16 protein-coding genes are annotated in these 19441 nt (G+C 64.9%); 7 read left to right on the plus strand and 9 right to left on the minus strand.

Annotated features, from left to right (window positions below; genetic code table 11):
- The first annotated feature begins 34 nt into the window (after positions 1-34).
- Genes ACV7JP_RS01320 through ACV7JP_RS01330 form a run of 3 tightly spaced genes read left to right on the plus strand, consistent with a single transcriptional unit; the run spans position 35 to position 2405 of the window.
- Positions 35-1165 (plus strand): PilN domain-containing protein, encoded by a 1131-nt coding sequence (locus ACV7JP_RS01320; RefSeq protein ID WP_457797486.1) that lies wholly within the window; start codon positions 35-37, stop codon positions 1163-1165.
- A complete protein-coding gene (gene gspM / locus ACV7JP_RS01325) occupies positions 1162-1752 on the plus strand; it encodes a type II secretion system protein GspM (RefSeq protein WP_457797487.1) in 591 nt (196 codons plus the stop codon). The genes ACV7JP_RS01320 and gspM overlap by 4 nt, the downstream gene beginning before the upstream one ends.
- The gene (locus ACV7JP_RS01330; RefSeq protein WP_457797488.1) at positions 1749-2405 is read left to right on the plus strand and encodes a hypothetical protein; all 657 of its coding nucleotides are present in this window, start codon (positions 1749-1751) and stop codon (positions 2403-2405) included. Before gspM ends, ACV7JP_RS01330 begins: the two co-directional genes overlap by 4 nt.
- A gap of 12 nt (positions 2406-2417) precedes the next feature.
- Here the strand turns inward: ACV7JP_RS01330 and ACV7JP_RS01335 are convergent, their stop codons facing one another.
- Complete coding sequence (locus ACV7JP_RS01335) at positions 2418-2678, minus strand: hypothetical protein (protein WP_457797489.1); 261 nt, start codon at positions 2676-2678, stop codon at positions 2418-2420.
- Positions 2679-2920: 242 nt separating this feature from the next.
- Here ACV7JP_RS01335 and ACV7JP_RS01340 point away from each other — a divergent pair, with 242 nt between their 5' ends.
- A complete protein-coding gene (locus ACV7JP_RS01340; protein WP_457797490.1) occupies positions 2921-3637 on the plus strand; it encodes a hypothetical protein in 717 nt (238 codons plus the stop codon).
- 229 nt (positions 3638-3866) lie between these two features.
- On the opposite strand, the gene ACV7JP_RS01345 is transcribed toward ACV7JP_RS01340, so the two are convergent.
- From ACV7JP_RS01345 to ACV7JP_RS01365, 5 genes are all read right to left on the minus strand, one after another.
- Positions 3867-5717: an FG-GAP-like repeat-containing protein gene (locus tag ACV7JP_RS01345; protein WP_457797491.1), complete on the minus strand. Its 1851-nt coding sequence runs from the start codon at positions 5715-5717 to the stop codon at positions 3867-3869.
- Between the two features lie 29 nt (positions 5718-5746).
- Entirely contained in the window at positions 5747-6175 is a 429-nt protein-coding gene (locus ACV7JP_RS01350; protein ID WP_457797492.1) for a hypothetical protein, read from the minus strand.
- Between the two features lie 306 nt (positions 6176-6481).
- Positions 6482-6715 (minus strand): hypothetical protein, encoded by a 234-nt coding sequence (locus ACV7JP_RS01355; RefSeq protein ID WP_457797493.1) that lies wholly within the window; start codon positions 6713-6715, stop codon positions 6482-6484.
- Positions 6716-6813: 98 nt separating this feature from the next.
- A complete protein-coding gene (locus ACV7JP_RS01360) occupies positions 6814-9684 on the minus strand; it encodes a glycosyltransferase family 4 protein (RefSeq protein WP_457797494.1) in 2871 nt (956 codons plus the stop codon).
- A 15-nt stretch (positions 9685-9699) separates the two neighbouring features.
- Positions 9700-11391, minus strand: coding sequence for a glycosyltransferase family 4 protein (locus tag ACV7JP_RS01365; RefSeq protein ID WP_457797495.1), 1692 nt, complete (start codon positions 11389-11391; stop codon positions 9700-9702).
- A gap of 158 nt (positions 11392-11549) precedes the next feature.
- On the opposite strand from ACV7JP_RS01365, the gene ACV7JP_RS01370 reads away from it, so the two are divergent.
- On the plus strand, positions 11550-13970 hold the full coding sequence (locus tag ACV7JP_RS01370) for a glycosyltransferase family 4 protein (protein ID WP_457797496.1): 2421 nt from the start codon (positions 11550-11552) through the stop codon (positions 13968-13970).
- A 3-nt stretch (positions 13971-13973) separates the two neighbouring features.
- Here ACV7JP_RS01370 and ACV7JP_RS01375 read toward each other — a convergent pair whose 3' ends face one another.
- The 3 genes from ACV7JP_RS01375 to leuC all read right to left on the minus strand — a co-directional run bounded on the left by ACV7JP_RS01375 (position 13974) and on the right by leuC (position 17858).
- On the minus strand, positions 13974-15680 hold the full coding sequence (locus ACV7JP_RS01375) for a class I SAM-dependent methyltransferase (protein ID WP_457797497.1): 1707 nt from the start codon (positions 15678-15680) through the stop codon (positions 13974-13976).
- Between the two features lie 110 nt (positions 15681-15790).
- On the minus strand, positions 15791-16237 hold the full coding sequence (locus ACV7JP_RS01380) for a metallopeptidase family protein (RefSeq protein WP_457797498.1): 447 nt from the start codon (positions 16235-16237) through the stop codon (positions 15791-15793).
- Positions 16238-16442: 205 nt separating this feature from the next.
- Positions 16443-17858, minus strand: a complete 1416-nt coding sequence (gene leuC, locus ACV7JP_RS01385) for a 3-isopropylmalate dehydratase large subunit (protein WP_457797499.1) — start codon at positions 17856-17858, stop codon at positions 16443-16445.
- A 145-nt stretch (positions 17859-18003) separates the two neighbouring features.
- Between leuC and ACV7JP_RS01390 the strand changes: the two genes are divergently transcribed.
- Both ACV7JP_RS01390 and ACV7JP_RS01395 read left to right on the plus strand, forming a co-directional pair.
- Positions 18004-18993: a small ribosomal subunit Rsm22 family protein gene (locus ACV7JP_RS01390; protein ID WP_457797500.1), complete on the plus strand. Its 990-nt coding sequence runs from the start codon at positions 18004-18006 to the stop codon at positions 18991-18993.
- A complete protein-coding gene (locus tag ACV7JP_RS01395) occupies positions 18990-19397 on the plus strand; it encodes a VOC family protein (protein WP_457797501.1) in 408 nt (135 codons plus the stop codon). Before ACV7JP_RS01390 ends, ACV7JP_RS01395 begins: the two co-directional genes overlap by 4 nt.
- Positions 19398-19441: the final 44 nt, after the last annotated feature.

Genomic DNA, 19441 nt, shown 5'->3' on the forward strand with positions numbered 1-19441 from the left:
CGTTTCGTTCATATTCGCGCGGGGTCGCCTGTCCTTGTCGAGCGAGTTCTGGACGCGGGATGTGATCGAGGGCTCGCTGAAAGCCGCGGCCAAGCGGTTTTTCGCTTGGTATCGTCGCGAGTTCTTCAGCTTTTTCTCGCCGGAGACCGTCGCCTGGCTCACCGACCGCGGAGACAGAGAGCTGATCCTGCGGGCTGGAGATCGCGACCTCTGGTGCGTGAGCCAGCGCGGCGCGCCCGTCTGGAACGTCTCGGCGGACGAAATCGCCGCCTCCTCTCTCGAAGAAGCGCTGGCGCGCCGGGGCGTCGCCCGCCATGCGGCGAAGATCGGCCTGGAGATCGACGGCGCCGCGTTCTTCGTGCGCCGCTTCGACATTCCCGCCGTGGCGCTCAACAATCTTCCCAAGCTGCTCGCGGCCGACATCGAGCGCAAGACGCCCTTCCGTCTCGCCGACGTCTTCTATGGCCATTCCACGACAAAGCATCCGGCGTCCCCCGACAAGCTGCGCGTGAGCCTGTGGATCCTGCGCCGCGACTTCATTGAGAACGCGATCGCCGATGCGGGGATTTCCCTCTCCGACGTCTCCTTCATCCGGCCCGTCGGATTGAAGGAGACCGTGAATGAAGCGCCGGCGATCGCGCTCGAACGCGCCGCCGAAACCTCTTACAGGGCCCGCAACATCGCGCTCGGCCTCTGCGCGGCGACGGCGCTTTTCGGCGCGATCGGCGTCGGCGGGACGCTCTGGCGCCAGTCCGCGCTGAACGACGAACTGGACGCGAAGATTCAGGAAGCGGCGGCGCGCGCCGCGCGCGTGCGGCAAGTCGTGGATCGCGCGTCGTCCGAAAGCCGCCTGCTCTCGGTGCTGCGCAATGCGCGCCGCAACGACCCGCAATTCGCGGATCTCTGGGAGGAAACCGCGCGCATCCTGCCCGACGGGGCCTTCGTGACGGATTTTCGCCTCTCCGAGCCCAAGCTCAATGAAAGGGCGCTCGATCTGGTCGGCTTCGCGGACTCCGCGGTCGGTCTGCCGGCGCTCTTCAACAAATCTCCCCTCTTCGCCGACGCCGGGCTGACGGCGCCGATCACCCCCGACCCGCGAGAAAAGCGCGAGGGCTTCTCGCTGCAAACGAAGCTGGAACAAAAGAAGCAGGCGGCCGCCAAATGAACTGGAAGTCCGTTGCAGACGCCCCCGCCGGCCGCCGCGCAATTTTCGCGGGCGTCAATCTGCTGGCGCTCGCGCTTTTCTACTTGATCTTCATCGAGCCGCCGCGGCGGATGATCGCCGACGGCGCCGAGGCCATCGCGCAACGGCGCCAGACGCTGGCGCGCTATGAGGCGGTCGCCTCGCATGAGGAGCAGATCCAGGAATATGCGCGCCAGGTCGCCGACATCAACGGACGCGGCGAGCTTCTGGACGGCGACAGCGACGGCGTCATCAACGCCAATCTTCAGGCGCGGCTGAAATCGATCGCCGAAGCCGCCCAGGTCACGGTGCGGTCCATCCAGATGCTGCCCGAAAAGCCGTTCCAGGGCGTCACGCTCGTCGGCGCGCGCATCGACGTCTCGGGCGCCTATGAGAATGTCCACGCGCTGGCGCGGGCGCTTGAAGGCGCGCCGCCCCTCATGATCATCACGGCCGCGACCTTGCGCGGTCAGGCGATGTTCTGGGGCGCCCCGACCACGCCGGGCGAGCCGGAGATCGAGGCCCAATTCGACGTGTTCGGCGGCGCGCCGCAGAAGGGACGTCCGTGAGCCGCTTCGAGATCAAGCCGCGTCTCGCGGAAATTTCCGGCAGGGCCGGCGCGCTGGCGAGAGAGGCCGCCGCGCCCTTGCAGGCCGCCCATCTCTCGCCTCTCTCGGGCATGATCCTGGCGTTCCTCGGAGCCATGAGCGTCGGATCGGCGCTCTTCGCCGCCTACGCCATTTTCGGGCCCGCCGGCTCGGATACGGACGTCGCGGCGCAGGATTGGACGCCGCCGACGCTCGCAGTGGTCGAGCTCGATCCGCCCAAGCCCGCAAGCGCCGACGTGGAGACGCTGTCCCGGCCGATTTTCATCAAGAGCCGCCGGCCCGCGCCGAAAAGCGCCAAGCCTGCGGCGTCGCCCGAGCTTGGGCCGATCTCCGCCGCGCCGGCCGGGGTCGTTGTCGGCGCCATCGTGAAAAACAAGAAGACGAGCCAAGCCTTCATCGTCTCGCCGGAAGCGCCCGAGGGCGCGTGGAGAAAGATCGGCGACACCGTCGAATCATGGACCCTCGCCGCGATCGATCGCGCCGAGATCATTCTCAAGAATGGCGGGCAGACGGCGAAGGTGACGCTCTATCCGGACCCGCAAATGGCGGTCCCGGAGCCCGCCGGACTCATGCCGCCGCCGCCACCGCCGCCGCCCGTGATCCGCTCGGAATGAGATGCGCGAAAGTCACCGGTTCTGGAAGCGCCCCTTGAGGTCGACCTTGCTTCCGCCATCGGAGCCCCGCTCCTCCTTCAACCCCTCGCTGGACGTGCTGGTTGCGTCCTTCTCTGACGGAGACTGAGGCGGCGGCGGCGCGCCTTCGGGCGGCGGGACGATCTTGCCCGTCTTGGGATCGATATGGCCGGTCAGGCCTTCCGCTACGAGCAGCCGATCGCCGCCCTGTCCCCTCTCGGCGGAAACCGCGCAAAAGGCGGGCTGCGTCGCCATCAAGACAGCGGACCCCAGGCGGAAAGCCGCTAAAGACAAGGACTGGGGCATATAAAACGCAGATGCGCCGCTCTTCATGGAAGTCGTCTCCCAACGTCCGCGATCTACATAGGCGCCATGGCTCTTATCGGCCAGAGGGCAATATTCCGACGCTGGGATAAAAGATTGCGGACCTTCGACCTTTACGGCATATTTTTTCGATGACTCGTCTTTTACTACAGGCTCCATGGCCGCAACCGCTCTTGGAAAACTGCGAATTTTATCACAGTTTTGATTTGCCTCGGCGCGGCCATGTGGAAGGTGCGTGGGACCTCCGAGGCAAGTTTGAGGAATATGTCGGCGGCGTCGACTTGAAAAACCGAACGGTGTTCGACCTGGGCACCGCGTCCGGCTTTCTTGCTTTCAGCGCGGAACAAGCCGGAGCGTCCAGAGTCGTCGCTCATGACGCCGCCGAAATGTCGGACACGGAACGAGTGCCCTTCAAAGATGGGCGATACTGGATCAATAAGCGCGAGTGGTCAGCTCAAGGCAAGCTGGGTTTGGACCGGGTCAAGAACAGCTTCTGGTATGTTCATCACGCGTTCAACTCGAAGGTTCAAGCACATTATGGCTCCATTGACGGGCTCTTGTCCGTATCGGACCGGTTTGACGTCGTTGTCGCGGGCGCCATTTTCGAACATTTGGCGGACCCGGTGACGGCGATTGGCGCATGCTGTCGCCTCTCGACGGATATTGTCGTGATCGGCTTCACGCCGGTTCATGATTCCGAGGAAGAGTTTCTAAAGCCAGCCATATCTTGGGACAATGCCGAGGCCGACTATGTCTGGTACGCGTTGTCCAGAGGACTTTACAGGCGTGTTTTCGATAATATGGGCTTCTCTTTGGAATTCGTGCCCTGCGCGATCGAATTTCATGGGCAGCGGATCGAGAGATCGACGATTGTCGCCCGAAGACGCTGATTTCGGCGCGAGGAGGCGACTATATCGCCTCAACGCTGGTCCAGCCGATGGATAAGGCGGCCGAACATTCGAGAGCGTAAATTTTCCCACGCCAATTTGTCGCGGTCGTCATTGCGAGCGAAGCGAAGCAATCCAGGGGCGTCGCCGGGGCTCTGGATTGCTTCGCTTCGCTCGCAATGACGGCGGAAAACTCAACAAAAAGGCCGGCAATTCGAGTGACGGAAAACCACTAGTTTGCGTTCGTTCCCTGGACGACCCAGGAATTGGGGAGCGCGGCGACGAGCGTCGACGAGGTGATCGTTGTCCCATTCACCAGCGAGACAACCGCATTCCCATTGCTCGAATCGCGCCAGAGCACATCGGTTTTGCCATCCGAGTTGAAGTCAGAGACCTGCGCCACCGACCAAGTCAGGGGCAAGCTGGCAAGGAGCGTGGAAGACATGACCGTCGCCCCATTCATCAAAGAGACGACTGCATTGCCATTGCTCGTATCTCGCCAAAGAATGTCGCGCCGTCCATCGGCGTTGAAATCGCCAGTTCCTGCGACGGTCCAGCTCAGCGGCAAAGCCGCGACAAGAGTCGACGAGATGACTACCGCGCCATTCATCAATGAAACCACGACATTTCCATTGGTCGTATCTCGCCAAAGGATATCCGCCTTGCCGTCGCCGTTGAAATCGCCGGTAGACGCTACTAACCACGTCGTTGGCAAGCTGGCCGCCAAAGTGGACGACCTGACGACGGCGCCATTCATCAGCGACACGACCGCATTGCCGTTGCTTGTGTCTCGCCAGAGAATATCGGCCCTCCCGTCCGCGTCGAAGTCGCCGATGCCCGATACGATCCAGCTCAGCGGCAGGCTGGCGACAAGCGTCGACGAAGTGACCGTCGGGCCGTTCATCAGCGAGAGCACCGTGTTGCCGTTGCCGGTATCGCGCCACAGAATGTCGCTTCTGCCGTCGAAGTTGAAATCGCCTGTCCCCTGCACGACCCAGCTATTTGGCAAACTGGCGGCAAGGGACGACGAGACGACCGCCGCGCCGTTCATCAGCGAAACGACCGCGTTGCCGTTCGACGTGTCGCGCCAGAGGATGTCGCTGCGCCCTTCGCCGCTGAAATCGACGCGCGGCGTCACCAGCTTCCAGGAGAGATCCCGGAACAGCGGCCGCTCGAGAATGGGCGACATCAGCGCCACCGTGTAGAACGGCTCCATGATCTGGTTCGGCGTCAGAACCGTGTCGAAATGCGAGACCGAGGAACCAGGCGCCGCCGCGCTCGGCGCATAGATGCGCACATGGTCGCCCACGGCGCCGGCGGTCAGCAGATTGCTCGCGGCGCGCAGATTGGGCCCCGTCCAGTGCAGATTGCCGTTCGAGGTCGAGGCCGTGACGCGTTGCGCATTGGTCATGCTGGGATAATCCGGCGGCGACGCGCCGTGATTCTCCAGATTGATCATATAGGCGTCGTCGAGGCCGTTGAACTTCGCGCCGGTCGTGAGATTGACCAGGCTCAGGAAGCCGAGGCCGTGGCCGAGCTCGTGGATGAGAATCGTCACGAAGTCGAACTTGCCGCTCGGCGGCTTGCGATCCAGCCCGTAATACCAGCCGCTGGTTTCCAGGCAGCCCGGCGTGCCGAGATTCGAATTGAAGTTCGTCGCGATGTCGTTGTTCGACGTGTCGAGATCCACGCCGGCGATCGAATTCGCCTCCGCCTGGGTGTACCAGGTGCTGGCGCGCGGCGCATTGGCGAAGCCGTTGTGAACGGTCGTCGGCCCCGCGGAGCCGAGCGTTCCCGAATTGGCCGAGCAGGACAGGGGCGAGAACTGCGCGTCGACGCGGATGTCGACCGGGCTCGCCAATTGCGCCCCCCAGACGTCCGCGGCCGCCTGAAAGGCGATCAGGCGCTGCGCGCCCACCGTCGTGCCGGTATTGCCGCCCACGGGCGCCGCCGGCGTCGCGTCCGAGAATCCCGCGCCAGGAATGATGACGACCTTGGCGGCGTCGGCGGGCGCCGCCGCGGCCAGGGGGAGAAAAACGCAAAGGGGCGACACGGCCCGCATCAAGTTCTTGCGCGAAAGCATGTGGGCCTCCAGGCCGATCTGAAAAAGACTTATTGGACGTTCGTCGCGAAGGGCTGATGGGGATGGTAGGCCTTCACCTGGCCCGACGCCTCCATCTCGCCCACCAGCGGGCTGCGGAAACGGCCTTGAAGATCGACCTTGTAGCCGCCGCCGGGCCCCGTATTGCGGACCTCGCGCAGGCCCTCGCTGGAAGTGCTCACGGCGTTCTTCTCCGCCTCGGAAAGCGCCGGAGGCGTTACGCCGGCGGGCGGCACGCCCGAAACCTTGCCGGTCGCCGGATCGACGTAACCCTTCATCGCCTGCGGTTCGACCGCCGGGACCGCCGGAGCCGCTTCGGCCGGCGCCGCGTCGTCCGCGCTCAAAGCCGGATGGACGGCGAGAAACAGCCCGAGACCGGCGCCGAGCGCATATGCCGTTCCAAAGCGTCGTGAAAGGATCGCGTAGGCTCGAATCCTCATTGAGCTTCCCCCGAAATAATCCAAGCGGCCTGCCGCTCGCCCCGGCGTCGAACGCCCTACGGAGCTGGCGCAATCATCAATGCGATGAACCGTATTGCGATTCATTGCTTGACTGTAGCACCGCCTCCACGGCGAGGCTATAGGCGGCGCCGCGCGATCGGGTGAAGGCCGGGCATGAGCAAGTCCCTCGCCCTTACAAGGGGGACGGTCTCGTCAAAGGGCGTCTGAAAGACGCCCGCGGCAAGCGGCGAGCTATGGGGGGAGTCGGGTGGGGGCGAGCCTCCGTCATGTTATTGCGGCGCGGCGCTACTTCGGCGCGCCCGTTTGCGGCTTAGCGACGCAAAAGCCGTCGAGATATTGCGTGCCGTACGGGCAGGCGGCGGCGCTGACGCAATGTCCGTCGCGCATGGTCATTCCCGGCGGGCAATCCGTCTTTATGTCGCAACGACCGTTCTTCATCTCGAATCCCGGCGGGCAATCGGCGAATCCGCTGCTCATCGTCGCAAGAAAAAAGAAAAAGACAGAGATGACCTTCCGCATCGGCGCGCTCCTCCTGGGTTGCCGGTCCGGATCACAAAATCATCGGCGCGCGCGCGGGCGTCAAGCGGCGGAAATTGCGCGCGGCGCGGTCGGCGTCATCAACGCCCGCGTCGCGCGAGGAAATGCTCGAATGGCGAAAGATCCGTCTGTTGAATCGCCGGATTCCGCGCAAGATAGTCCTGCGCGTCGAAAGCCGGGCCGGGCGACCGCCCCTCGCGATGCCCATGATTGACGAAATGTTCGAGCGGCTCGACGCCCGCCGCGCGCACGTCGGAATATTTGGCGAGATACCATTCGGCGTCGAACAGGCCCGAGGCTCGCACTTTGCGGGCCGTGAGCCGCCCGCGCAGAAGCCGGCTCCACCAGGACGTCCCGAACAGTTTCGACCTCCCCGGCGACGCGGCGCCGTCGACGGCGGACGCGGAAACGGGCTTCGCGGCGCCGGCCGGCTCGGGAACGGGCTCGTTCGGCCGGGCGGGCTTTTCTCCCAGCAATCCGAGGCCGTTCAAGCGATGGCGCAGGAAATAGGCGTCGCGCTCCACCCGCGCCCGGTCGGCGGCCGGCCGCGCATGATCCGCCGCGATCGGCGCCGCCGCGCCCGTCCAGAGCAGGCGGCAGATCTCCCGCGCGTAATCCGACCAGTCGGAAATCTCCCTTGCGCGCGCCTCTCGCGCAAGGCGCGACTGCAAGCCTTCCTCGGCGGCGAGGGCCTCCATCGCCGCGGCCAGCGCGTCGGCGTCGGTCATGTCGACGGCGAGACACCCGCCGCCCGCCGCCAGCTCCGCCATCACGCCCTTGTCATGGCAGATGCAGGGCTTGCCGGCCCACAGGCTTTCGAGGATCGGCAGGCCGAAGCCCTCGACCAGCGACGGATAGACCGTGAAGGCGGCGTCGCGCATTTCCGCGATCAGTTCCTCGTCCGAGACAGCCACGCGCCAGCGAATGGTCGGATCGTCCGCCATGGCGTCTCGAATGGTTTGGGCCAGATCGTCGGCGCCGCGATACAGATTGCCGATGAGCGTCAAACGCAGATCGAGGCGCGGCGCCGCGCGCCGGAGCGCGCGATAGGCGTCGAGAAGCGCGCGATGGTTCTTGCGCGGCTCGATGGTCGAGACGCAGACGATCGAAACAGGCTCGGCGCGCCGGCCCGGCGCCAGGACGCGCTTCGTGGCGGCGAGCTGCCCGGGGAGCCATGCAACCGCCATCCGCGCGCTTATGCGGAGGTCGCTGCGCTCGGCATAGGTCTTGAAGCGCTCGAGGCTGTAGGCCGAGATCGCGACCAGGCGATCCACCGAGGCGAGCGCCGCAATGTAGGAAGGAAAGGCGTCGCGCAACGCCTCCCCGCAATATTGAGGGAAGTCGACGGGGATCAGATCATAGAGGATCGCGGCCGTTCGCAGGCCGTTGCGCCGCGCCCAGTCGATTCGATTGACCGCTTCGCCGTCCAGGACGACCTCCGGCAGAAGCAGGGTCGCGCGGCGCGCGGGCGAATCCGGCAGGCGCGAGAGCATGGCCTCGGGCGTCGCCTCCGACTCATTTTGCGCCGCGAGCGCGCCGAAGACGGCGCGGGGACCGTGATAGGCCTTCAGCAGGCGCTCGCCTTCGCCGGAAACGAAGCGATAGGCTTGGCGCTCCGCATCCCAATCAACGAAGAAGAGTTGCGCGTCGCGTCGCGCCTGCAATTGCGCCGAGAGCCGCCGCGCGACCCGCACGACCCCGGAATTCGCCGTGTCGCGCGACGAATTGGAAACGTCGATGAAGAGCAGCTTCCAGGGTTCGCGCTTCTGCTTTCGCGCGATCGCGTCGAGCAGTTGCGCGCGATAGGCGTCGTTCGCGCGCCGCCAGGCGAAGCGCGCGCGATAGGCCTCGATGCGCTTCTCCTCGAAGACGCCGTCCGGAAGCCGGCCGGCAAGCGCGCGTTCGATCTTCTCAGCGGCCTCTTCGACCGAGGCGCAGAGAAACCAGGGATGCAGAATGACTTCCGGATGCGCGCCGACATTGAAGGCGAAAGCCGGCCTCCCGACGATCTGCATCTCGCCGATCGGCAGATTGAAGCCCTCCCAAAGCGAGGGGCTGAAGCCGGCGTGGGCGAGCCTCATGATGCGGCTCAAAGCGTCGTCGCTCGGGGTTCCGAGTCGGATCACATGGTTCTGCAAATCCTGCGGAACCGCGATCTCCTGCGGCTTGCCCAGGACCAGCAATTGAATGTCGCCGCCATCGGCGTCGCGCGCGCGGCGCAGCAATTCGCGCAGAAGCAGGAAAGATCCGCCGGAGTTCTTATATCCGTCGGCCTCGAATCGTCCGAGGTTGAGAATGAGCGACGCGTTGCGCGCGACGAGGCGCTCGAGGCGCTCGATCTGCAACCGCTCCTCTCGCGACAGCGCCTCGCCGGCGGTGAAAACCTTTCCCGCCAAATGATCCACGCCGAGCGGCACGACCTTTACGCCGGCGCCCGAGCCGCGATCGGGAATCGTCTGGCTTTCCTTGAGAAACTCGCTGATCGGCAGGACTCTGTCGAAATGGGGAAGCGACAAGGCGCGCAAGCGCCGCACGGCCCTTTGCGCCGCAACGCGGGATTCGTCCAATCCGTCATGCGGAACCGCGCCGGCGTCGATAAAGATCGACGGAACGCCGCGCCGCTCGCCAAGCGCGGCGACATGAAAGAAAGGAAATCCGCCGCAAAGGACGGCGTCGACCGGCGCGTCTTTCCCGATCTCGTCCCAGGCCGCGTCGAGATAGCGGGCGCAGGCCGCCTCGACCTCGAAAAGATCCCCGCCGTCATTTTCAATGACATGAACATGCGGAGAGATCGCGCGCACCACTTCCAGCTCGCAACGCAGGCAGGCGAAGGTGACGCGCCAGCCTTGCGAGACGAGCGTCCGCGCCAATTCGATGAGAATGCGATCGACCCCGAAGCGGAAGACGATGCGCTCGTTGCATATCAGAATATGTGGGGCGGGAGCGGACATTCCGGCGTTCCGGCGTCAGATGGCGGGGCGCTCGGCTGCGAGCCCGAAAGCCCGCGCCTCGACCAGCGCGGCGGCGCAGTCGATGAGATTCTTCGCAAAGCCCGTTCTGTCGCGCGGCGGACGCTCTTCTCTTTCAACAAGCGACGTCAGAACCGCGACGGCTTCCGGAAAATCGTTATATGCGAAGCCGCCCAGCCCCTCCTCTTCACATAGCCGGGCCAACGCGCCGCCCGCGGGCGCGATGACGGGCATGTTCATGCGCGCGGCCCGAAGAGCGAATCGCGGATCGACCTCCTGCGGCCAGAAAAACAGCGCCGCAGCCTGCTCCCATAGATGCGCGTCCGCCCATTCCGCATATATGAAACGCAGCTTGCCCTTTCCTTCGAAGATGGAGAAGTTGTTGAAGAGCTGCGCGGTTTCGAGCGTCGGCCATGGCCCGGCGCACAGCACGATCCTGTCCGTGCGGACGGCGTCTCGGGGCGCCGACGCGTAAATTCTTTCATAGGCCGAAACCGCGGCTTCCTGCGCGAAGGACTCGCGCCTCGCCCGGTTGAAATCGCCATGGCGGCGCGCAAGCGCCGGCGCCTCGATATAGTCGACCGCCTTGGCCACGAGCGAGTCGAGATCGCCGCTCTCGAACAGAAAGCCGGATTCTCCGTCCGCGACGAGTTCGGGATGCCCTCCGATGCGGCTCGCAAGCTGCGCGCGCCCCGCGGCGATCGCCTCCAGCATGACGACAGGTTCGTTCTCCGGCCACACCGACGGCAGCACCGCTACGTCCGACGCGACGAAAAGCGCCGGAATTTCGTTCGTCTCGAGCTTGCCCAGATAGGTCACATGTTCCCTATGCGGCGTCTCCTCGGCGAAATGCGCGACGCGCGCCCGCAAATGCCCGTCGCCCGCGATCGAAAGCCGCCATCGTCCCGCGAGCGACGGCTCCGCGAGAAGGCGCTCGGCCATGTCGAGCAGGAGATCGACGCCCTTATGGGCGCCAAGATAGCCGATGAAGGCGAATTGAAGCGGGCCGCTTTCCGCGGGGCGGGGAGACGCATCGAATCTTCCCGGCTCCACGCCATTGCTCTGGACAAAAGCGCCGCCGGTTTCGAATCCCGCGGCGGCGTAGGCGCGCTCGAGATATCGGCTTGGAAAGACAAGATGGTCGACCTGAGAGAGACAGGCCTTCACATAGTCGCGCCGCAAGCGCGTCGGCAGCGCCTTGCCGTCCTCGTCGGAAACGTTCGAAAGGCAGAAATGGCATTCCTCGAAATCGTCGCAGACATATCCGGCGTCGCGATAGCGGGTGTTCTTCGCGCAGAATCCCCAATGATCATGCACGGTGCAAACCGTCCGCGCGCCGAAGCGCTTCGCTTCGAGAATGAGATTGACCCCAAGGCCGGAGAGATTGTGGAAATGGATCGCCTCCGGACGAAATTCGTGCAGGACCGCCCGGAAGCGCCGCCCGGCGGCGTCCCAATGGAAGGCCCGAGCGGGCTCGAGCGAGCGGATCGACAGCAAATATACGTCGAGTCCGTCGACAACCTCCATATCCATCTCGCCGCCGGACTGACTCGATTTCGGCGGACGCCCGGCAAAAACGCGAACCTCATGCCCGCGCCGCATCAATTCCAGCGCGTGCCGGTGCGCCACGAGCTCCGCCCCGCCAACCGCGCGCGGCGGATAAAGATTGGAAACGATCAAGATTTTCAAAGGCGAACGTCTCCGAAAACGGGAGGGCGGGCGCGGCGTGACCGAGTAATCAACAGATTTGGTTGATATTTCATCGCGCCGCGACGGTCCAGACGTAGCGGATGATTGCTGAATTTGCTAGGCAGTTCGATCGGTTATGCGCTTCGATGGATTTTCCGATGGCTTCCTGGTTGCGATCGACGCGCTCGGGCCTTGCGCAGGCCTGGCGAGCCTGGCGCGGGGTCGAGGTCGCGGGCCATCTCGACGAAACCCGGCATGGCGCCGTTCGGGGATGGGCGTGGCGCCCGGATCGTCCCGAAGAGCGTCTGCTCATCGACGTTTTCATCGGCGGCCGATTTGCCGGTCAATGCCTGGCGAATCTTTTTCGCCCGGATCTTGAAGAAGCTGGCATCGGGGATGGACGCTACGCCTTCCAGCTCAATCTCCCGCCGGAGGCTCCGCCGCTCGCCGCTGAATCGGCGCGCGCCTTCGCGCTTCGAAGCCGCCGCTACGAGCTGAGGAAAGCTCCCTTCGCCGTCGTCGCGGAAAAGCCGCTGGGCGCGGAAGCCTATCTTCAGGCCACCTTCTCATCCCTGCTCGCCGCCGACGCCCCGCCGCGACGCGCGGCGCCCGCGCCGCGGTCGGAAGCCAGGGCATATGATCGCCTGTTCGCGCCGTCGCCCGTCGAAAGCCCGCCGAATATCCTCGGTCGGCCGCTATCCGCCTATCTCGATCATATCCGTCACCGCCACGGCGTCGCGGCGCGATACGAAACCACGGTTTCGCAAGAGGATTACGCCGCCTTTCTTAAATATTACATCGAGAACCATGTGCGGCGCCGCGGCCGATTGCGCGCGCCCCTGCCGGCGTACGATCTCGCTTTGTTGAACGAGGGCCCGGACGCGTCGAGCCCGCTCGCCGACTCTCTGGCTCAAAAGCTTCTGCAATGCGCGCCGCCCGAGGGCGCGGACGCGTTCGAAAAGGCCTATCTCTGGGCGGCCTTTGAAAGCGCGACATTCGGCGTCGAGGACTGTCTCGTTCCCGAGCCTCACATGGACGGGCTCCGCTGCTGCGAAGAAGCGGATAAGGGCGCTCCCTTTCCGCTGTCGCGCTTCATGCGCCGCTTTCTCTGCGGCAACCCTTTTCTCAAAAGCCTCGTTTCCGGCGGCGAAGCGGAGCGCCGGCTTGCTTATCTCGCCGTGCTCTTGTTCGCGACGACGAACCCGCATTTTCTCGGCTTCATGCCCGCGGCCTGGGTCGGCCGCTTCCTTGCGGGCCCGAACGCGCCCTTCGACGAAACGCTGCGACGCGTCTTCGGACCGCTCGCTTTTTCCAGCGCCGATTGGCGCGCCTGCCTGGCGGCGCAAGGCTACGACTTCCGAGCGAGGCGATTTCGCTTCCTGTCGGCGCGCGGCGACCGCATCCTGTCTCCCGCCGTCTTCTTTTCCGATGACGCGACGGTCGATGTCCAATTGATCGGCCCTTTCAGCCGCCGCCTCGGCATTTCTGACAGTTGCCGGGCGCTCGCCCGCGCGCTCGAAAGATTGGACGTCTCGACGCGCTTCTGCGACTTCACGCTCGACCATCCCAACGCCGTGCGAGCGCAGGAAGAAACGCGAGCCGCCGCGCTCGGACGCGCGCGCGTCAACATATTGCATCTCAATCTGGAAGAGACGCCGGGCGCCTTCGCCTATTTGCCGGACGCTTTCAGCGGCGGCCATGTGATCGGCATGCCCTATCTCGAAACGCCGCGGCTTGGCCCCTCCCAGCTTCTGGGAAGATCGCTGGTCGACGAGATCTGGGCGGCCTCCCGCTTCGTCGCGGAGGCGATCGGCGCGCCCGGCAAGACGCAGATCGTCGGCGCCGCCTCCCGGCCCCTGCAATCCATCGGCCGCGCCGCCGCCCGAAACCGCGCCTATGCGGGAATCGCGAGCGCGGACGATTTCGTCTTCATCACCGCATGCGACGCCCTGTCGGGCGTCCATCGCAAGAATCCGCTCGGCGTCGTCCGCGCCTTCCTGCACGCTTTCCCGGATGACGGAAAGGCGAAGCTCGTCGTCAAGGCGCATAGCCTCGGTCTCGTCGGCGACGCCGATGAACGGCGCGTCTTCGAACAGATCGCGCGGATCGCAGCGCAATGTCCGCGCATCGTCTGGATGGATCGCTTTCTCGACGACGCCGATCATTCCGCCTTGCTGGAAGGCGCGGACTGTCTCGTCTCGCTCCATCGGGCAGAGGGCTTCGGCTACCACATTCTCGAGGCGATGACGGTGGGAACGCCCGTCATCGCCACGGCCTATTCCGGCAATATGGATTTCTGCGACGACGCGACGGCCTGTCTCATTCCCTACGCGCCCGTCAATATCGAGCATGGCCAATATCACCGCGCCTCGGCCAGCCAGACATGGGCGGAGCCGGATTTCACGGCGAGCGTCGCGGCCATGAGATGGATGCGCGAGGACCGCGCGGGTCGCGAAAGAATGGCGAGCGTGGCCAAGGCCCATGTCGAAGCGGATTTCTCGCTCGACGCCTTCGCCCGTCGCATCGACCGGCGATTGCGGCAGATTCTTCACGATCTGCAAAACCGGCGGGTCGCATAGGCCTTACTGCAGGATCGAAAGATCCCTGGCGCAGCGATGAATGCAGGCGATCGACGTGCGCGCCGACTCGCGGATCACGGGCCGCCCTTCCCGCTCCTCGGGGTGAAGGAAGGCGAGCGCCAATCCGCCCCAGATTTCCGCTCGCCCGCCCGCGACGCTGTGCTCGATGATCTGACCCGGCACAAAATCGACGTCGACGAGGCGCACATGAGGATTGCGCGCCCAATCGACCGAGAGAATGCCTTGCCGGGTCGCGGGGTTGCCGGAGTCGTGCATCAGCACGAGCATGGGCTCCTTCGGTCTGTAATCCAGCACGAGATTGATGTCGCGCATCACGCCCTCTACCGAATGATCCGCGTCGATCAGCACATAATTGACCGGCACGCCCAACGCGTCGAAATGCGCGAAAGCCTTCGGCACGGCCTCCGACGACGGCTCGATCCAGATGTCGGCGTTTGGCGGCGGCGCGAAGCGGTTGCGGACCTCGGGATCGATGTCGATCGCGACGATCTTCTCGCAATAGGGCGCGGCGAGCGACAGGCTGCCGCCGTAATAGACGCCGATCTCGATCGCGCCCCTGGGCCGCAGGCGCGAGAGGACGCCCGTCAAGGCGATCTGCTCCCAAGGCATCATCTGCCAATTATCGAGGATGACGTTCGGAAAGAGCTGTTCATTCAGCGACGCCGCCATTCGGGCGGAGGAAGGCGCATCTTCGATCGCCGCTACGGGCGCTTGCGCGATCGCGACGCGCACGCTCGCGACGCAGCTCTCCGCGATGGTGGAAAAATCGTCATAGCTTTCCGGCGCGATCTTGTCGGTTCGGACCGTCGCAAGCAGCGCCTGCGCTTCGGACGCCCATCCGAGATCGGCGAGCAGCTTCGACTTCGCGGTCTTCAGGACCTCGGCGCCCGAAGGCGGCGCCTTCGAAATCGCCTGATCCATCAGGCGAATTTTTTCGCGCGCCGGCAGAGTTGAAAGATCGAAGGCGGCGGCCTCCTCGGGGACGGCCTTCGTTGCGAGAAAGAGGCCCGAAGCGCCGTAGACGAAATCGAGCGGCTGAAAATAATCGGCGAAATACTCCATCGTGATCGCGATCCAGTATTCGACGAAATGCATATAGTCCTGCTGAACGACCACGCTTCTTCCAGGAATGAGGCGCGGGAACATGCGGCTCACGACGAAATGGTTGAGCGACCATGTCTTGGCCGCGTCGATCATGAGAATCTCGATCGGCTTGGCGCCCCAGCTCATTTTCAGCAGATCGCCGGGACACGGCGCAATATAGGCGAGTTCGTCCTGGTTGACGGCCAGGAACTCGGCGAACCAGCTCCCGGCGTGAATGGTCTCGCTGGCCTGCGTCCACCACTCATATTCCTGCGCCAGAAAGAGATCATAGGCGTATATCCGCTTCGCCTTGCGTTCTTCCGCGACAGCTTCATTGAGCTTCACGCCTTCCGCGAAGCAGCGCGTCGTCAATCCGTACAGGCAGCCGAGATCGACGATCTCGCCTTCGCCGCGCCAATAATCCTTCGCCAGCGCGAACAGAATCGAGAGCTCGTAGCTCGAGAGCATGCTCCTGATCTCGACGACGCCTGACTGCGTGCGCACGCCATATTGCTGAAAGGCGCGCTCGAAGAAAGGCGCGGGGCTCTCCGGATGCATGAAGGGAACGTAGCAAGTCCAGTAATCTCTTTTCGCCAGATCGATCATCTACGGTCACCGTCCGGGGCGCGAGCGCGGATCATATCGGGCAAGCGGCGATTTGCAAAAACGCCGGACAGGCGCCGCCTTGGCCGATCCCCGGCAAACGGCCGAGCCGCCTATCGATCGTCGAGCCTCCCGCCATGCGCGCCCGCTCTGCGCTCGATCTCTTCCATATCCGCGTCCGACAGGCCGAAATGGTGGCCGATCTCATGAACGAGCACATGGGTGACGATGTCGCCGAGCGTGTCTTCGCCCTCCGCCCAGAAATCGAGAATCGGCCGGCGGTAAAGCCAGACCATGTTCGGCTCCGCGCCGGTCTCGGAAAGATGCGCCCCGGCGACGAGGCCGCGTCCCCGAAAAAGACCCAGAAGATCGAATTCCGTCTCGCATTCCATCTCGTCGAGCGTCTCCTCGTCGGGAAAGTCCTCGACGCGGAACACGACGCCTTCGCACAGGCGCCTGAATTTTTCCGGCAGCGCGGCAAAGGCGGCGTCCGCGAGCGATTCGATTTCGGAAAGGGTGGGAGCGCTGAGCCGCGCCCAATCGTAAGACGTGTCGGACATGCGGCGACTATGCCACTCCACGACGCGCCGGCGAAGGGCATTTCTGGAGATTGAGGCCGGCCGGCCGGCGCGCGAGGCTCGGGCCGTCGTTGCGAGGAGCGTAAGCGACGAAGCAATCCAGGGCGTGATGTGGCGCTGGATTGCTTCGCTCCGCTCGCAATGACGGGGGGCGTCGAGAGCTACCTGCTTCGGCGAACGAATAAAATCACCGCCAATTCCGCACATCCACGAAACGCCCCGCGATCGCAGCCGCCGCCGCCATGGCCGGCGAGACGAGATGGGTGCGGCCCTTGAAGCCCTGCCGGCCTTCGAAATTGCGGTTCGAGGTCGAGGCGCAGCGCTCGCCCGGCGCCAGACGGTCCGGATTCATGGCGAGGCACATGGAGCAGCCCGGCTCGCGCCATTCGAAGCCGGCGGCGAGGAAGATCTTGTCGAGCCCCTCGGCCTCGGCCTGCGCCTTCACAAGGCCCGAGCCCGGCACCACCATGGCGTTGACGCGCGCATGGACCTTCTTGCCTTCCACCATCCTGGCGGCGGCGCGCAGATCCTCGATGCGGCCGTTGGTGCAGGAGCCGATGAAGGCGCGGTCGATCTCGATATCGGTCATCTTCTCCCCGCCCTTAAGGCCCATATAGGCCAGCGCGCGCTCGATGGCCGCGCGCTTCTGCGGCGTCTTGGCGGAATCGGGCGTCGGGACCAGGCCGTCGATGCGCGCGACATCCTCGGGGCTCGTGCCCCAGGTGACGATCGGCGGCAGGCTGGCGGCGTCGAGCCTGATGATCTTGTCGAAATGCGCGCCCTCGTCCGAAAAGAGCGTCTCCCAATATTTGCGCGCCATGTCGAAGGCCTCGCTTTTGGGCGCCTTGGGGCGATCCTTGATATAGGCGAAGGTCTTCTCGTCGGGCGCGATGAGGCCGGCGCGGGCGCCGCCTTCGATCGACATGTTGCAGACGGTCATGCGGCCTTCCATGGAAAGGTCGCGGATCGCCTCGCCCGCATATTCGATGACGTAGCCGGTGCCGCCGGCCGTGCCGATCTCGCCGATGATGGCGAGGATGATGTCCTTGGCCGTGGCGCCGTCGGCGAGCCTGCCGTCGACCTGCACCAGCATGTTCTTGGCCTTCTTCTGGATCAGCGTCTGGGTCGCGAGGACGTGCTCGACCTCCGACGTGCCGATGCCATGCGCAAGCGCGCCAAAAGCCCCGTGCGTCGAGGTATGGCTGTCGCCGCAGACGATGGTCATGCCCGGCAGCGTGAAGCCCTGCTCCGGCCCGACAATGTGCACGACGCCCTGACGCTGATCGTGCTCGTCATAATATTCGACGCCGAACTCCTTGGCGTTGGCGGCGAGCTGCTCGACCTGCGCCTTGCTCTCCGGATCCTCGATGGGGAGCGAGCGGTCGGTGGTCGGAACATTGTGATCGACGACCGCGAGCGTCTTGCGCGGCGCGCGAACCTTGCGGCCCGACATGCGCAGCCCCTCGAAAGCCTGCGGGCTCGTCACCTCATGGACGAGGTGGCGGTCGATATAGAGCAGGCAGGCGCCGTCATCCTGGCGGTCGACGACATGGTCGTCCCAGATCTTGTCGTAAAGCGTGCGCGGCCCTGTCGAATTGGACATGATCTTTCCTCTCGCCGCTTGCGCGGCCCCTCCCTTAATCTCCCCGCGCGCGGGGAGAGGGGAGCCTCTTGAATTGAGGGTCTTCTATCCGTAACGCGAGCGTCATGGAAGAGAGTTCGCGCCCCCGCCCCGCCCCGAGGCTCTTGTGACCGCCCTCCCCGAGGGTCTCGCCGCGGCGATCGCCGCGCAGCTCGAGCGCCGTCCACGCAAGGCGCTGACGGAGAGCGCGCGGCGGCTTTCGGAGAGCTACCGCGCCCATAGGCCCACGATCGAGGCCGTCCGCGACGAGACCGACGCCCTCGCTTATGCGCTCACCCGCCTGCCGGCGACCTACGCCGCCATCGCCGCCGCGCTGGCGCGACTTGCGGAGGAGCAGCCCAAATTCGCGCCGCAAAGCGTCCTCGACGTCGGTTGCGGCGCCGGCGCCGGCGCCTATGCCGCGAGCGCGGTGTGGCCGGAAATCGGAAAGGTCGAGATGGTGGACCGCAGCCGCGCCTTTCTGGCGCTCGCCGCGACGCTCGCCGCCGAGAGCGGCGCCGGACCCGTCGCGGGGGCGACGATCACGACGGCCGACATTACGCGCCTGCCGGGGTCGGTCGGAAAGGCCGATCTCGTCGTCCTCGCCTATGCGCTTACCGAATTGGCCGAGACCGACCTCGCCCCGCTCGCTGACGCCCTGTGGACGCGCACGGGCCGCGCGCTCGCCATCGTCGAGCCCGGCACGCCCCGCGACCATGAGCGGCTGATGCGCGTCCGCGCCCGGCTGATCCAGAACGGCGCGGCGATCCTCGCCCCCTGCCCGCACGCCCGGCCTTGCCCGCTCCCGCCCCCGGACTGGTGCCATTTCTCGGCGCGCCTGCCGCGCTCAAGGGAACATAAATTGCTCAAAGGAGCCGACGCGCCCTTTGAAGACGAGAAATTCTGCTATCTCATTGCTGCCCGCTTCGGCGAAAATGCGCCCGCGCGCATTCTCGCGCCGGCGCGCCACAACAAGGCGGGGGTGACGCTAAAGCTTTGCCAGACGAGCGGATTACACGAAATTTTCCTGCCAAAGCGGGACAAGGCTCGTTATGAAGGGATCAGGAAGAAGGACTGGGGGGACGCCTTGGCGGCCCGGGCGGAGGACGCTGGATGAATCGACCGAGGGTTGCGCCTTATCTGACCGTCAGCCCCGCCGCCGCGGCGATTGCCTTCTATACGGGCGCCTTCGACGCCAAACAGCGCGCCATCATGCCCTCCGTCGACGGGCTGCGCATCGCCCACTGCGAATTGCTGATCAATGGCGGGTCGGTGATGCTGGCCGACTTCTTCCCCGAATTCGGCCAGACGCGCGTGCCCATGCCCGGCGACAGCGCGACAGTCTCGGTCAGCCTCGAATATGACTCGGCGAGGCAGGTCGACGAAATCTGCGCCCGCGCGGCCAAGCTCGGCGCGAAGATCGAGACGCAGCCGATGAACTCCTTCTGGGGCACGCGTTATGCCAGCCTGAAGGATCCTTTCGGCCATCGCTGGATTTTGAACGGACCGCTGGACAAGTAGCGCGCTCGCCGCGCGCGACGTCGATCTGTCACCCTGCTCCGTCA

This window comes from Methylocystis sp. S23 (assembly GCF_054106005.1).

Coding starts and splice junctions, on each gene's coding strand:
- gspM (WP_457797487.1), top strand. CDS start 1,162: ATGAACTGGAAGTCCGTTGCAGACGCCCCCGCCGGCCGCCGCGCAATT.
- ACV7JP_RS01335 (WP_457797489.1), bottom strand. CDS start 2,678: ATGGCGACGCAGCCCGCCTTTTGCGCGGTTTCCGCCGAGAGGGGACAG.
- ACV7JP_RS01345 (WP_457797491.1), bottom strand. CDS start 5,717: ATGCTTTCGCGCAAGAACTTGATGCGGGCCGTGTCGCCCCTTTGCGTT.
- ACV7JP_RS01350 (WP_457797492.1), bottom strand. CDS start 6,175: ATGAGGATTCGAGCCTACGCGATCCTTTCACGACGCTTTGGAACGGCA.
- ACV7JP_RS01355 (WP_457797493.1), bottom strand. CDS start 6,715: ATGCGGAAGGTCATCTCTGTCTTTTTCTTTTTTCTTGCGACGATGAGC.
- ACV7JP_RS01360 (WP_457797494.1), bottom strand. CDS start 9,684: ATGTCCGCTCCCGCCCCACATATTCTGATATGCAACGAGCGCATCGTC.
- ACV7JP_RS01370 (WP_457797496.1), top strand. CDS start 11,550: ATGGCTTCCTGGTTGCGATCGACGCGCTCGGGCCTTGCGCAGGCCTGG.
- ACV7JP_RS01375 (WP_457797497.1), bottom strand. CDS start 15,680: ATGATCGATCTGGCGAAAAGAGATTACTGGACTTGCTACGTTCCCTTC.
- ACV7JP_RS01380 (WP_457797498.1), bottom strand. CDS start 16,237: ATGTCCGACACGTCTTACGATTGGGCGCGGCTCAGCGCTCCCACCCTT.
- leuC (WP_457797499.1), bottom strand. CDS start 17,858: ATGTCCAATTCGACAGGGCCGCGCACGCTTTACGACAAGATCTGGGAC.
- ACV7JP_RS01395 (WP_457797501.1), top strand. CDS start 18,990: ATGAATCGACCGAGGGTTGCGCCTTATCTGACCGTCAGCCCCGCCGCC.